The following is a 1047-nucleotide window of genomic DNA, read 5'->3' as shown; positions in this document are numbered from 1 at the left end:
CGCGTGCCACGCACCAGGGCCACGGTGGGTGCCACATGACCGCCGTTGTCCGCATCGATGTCGGCCCGCACACCTTCCCACACCCACAGGCCGTTTGCGAGGTGGCGCCAGGGCACGTCGTCGGCCGATTCGCATTGAGCCTGTGCAGCGTCGGCACCCAGGAGTGCCAGCGCCGCCATGGCGCGGCGCCGGTTCACGCGCTCACTCCCCGTACGGCGTCGCGCAGGGCCCGCGCCATGGCCGGTTCGGTGGCCAGGTGGCCTGAGTGCACGCGCACCAGCGTGGCCGGGCCGCCGTGGTCCCGGGCCAATGCGGCCCAGCGCCGGCTGTTGTCGAACGGGCACACGGCGTCGCATTCGCCGTGCAGCCAGTGCATGGGCACGCCCGCACGTGCCGCGGCAATCACCGCGCGATCGAGCGCGCCTGCGCGCAAGCCCGCGCGGCGGCGCAACAGGTGCGCCTGGATGCGGAACTTGGCCCACAGAGCCCGGTCGCGCCGCTCGCTGCGTGGCTGCTCCGCCTGGGCCCGCGCGCGCCGCAGGGCACGCTGCGTGCCGGCCCAGACGCGGCGCAACGCCATGTCGTTCGGCGCCAGCCGTGCCGCGCGCCGCTGCCCGTGTGCGGCCAGCAGGGTTTCCATCAGCGCCCAGTGCCGCGCGGCGCGCAGCGATGCAACAGCCGGTGTTGCAGATTGCAGCAACTGCACCCGATGTGCCAGCACCGAGGCAAGGGCCAGCCGGCCCCCGGCGGGCCGTTGGGCGGGCGCCAGCCTCAGGGTTTTCACCCAGCGGGGCGCGGGCATCAGCACGCCGGCGATCTCGCCGCGTGTGAGCGCGAAGGCCCCGCGCAACACCAGCGAGGCCACGCGCTGCGGGTGGGCCTGGGCGTAGCACAGGGCGAGCACGGTGCCCCACGAGCCCGCCAGCACGTGCCAGCGGGCCAGCCCCAAGTGCACCCGCAGGGCCTCCAGATCGGCCACCAGCGCCGAGGCGGTCTGCCCGCGCAGGTGGCCCCGCGGCCGGCTGGCGCCGCTGCCGCGCTGGTCGG

General features: G+C 75.5%; 2 protein-coding genes. Both read right to left on the bottom strand.

Annotation, left to right across the window (positions count from 1 at the left end):
- A partial coding sequence (locus QUB77_RS31620; RefSeq protein ID WP_333323789.1) for a hypothetical protein occupies window positions 1-197 on the bottom strand: 197 nt, incomplete at its 3' end.
- On the bottom strand, window positions 194-1047 hold an 854-nt coding region (locus QUB77_RS31615; RefSeq protein ID WP_333323787.1), incomplete at its 5' end, for an alpha/beta fold hydrolase. The genes QUB77_RS31615 and QUB77_RS31620, both read right to left, overlap by 4 nt.

Origin of the sequence: Microcoleus sp. AT9b-C3, assembly GCF_036705485.1 — a bacterium.
GTDB lineage: Bacteria > Cyanobacteriota > Cyanobacteriia > Cyanobacteriales > Microcoleaceae > Microcoleus.
The sequence above is the reverse complement of the archived record's forward strand: the minus strand, read 5'-3'. Positions and strand labels throughout refer to the sequence as shown.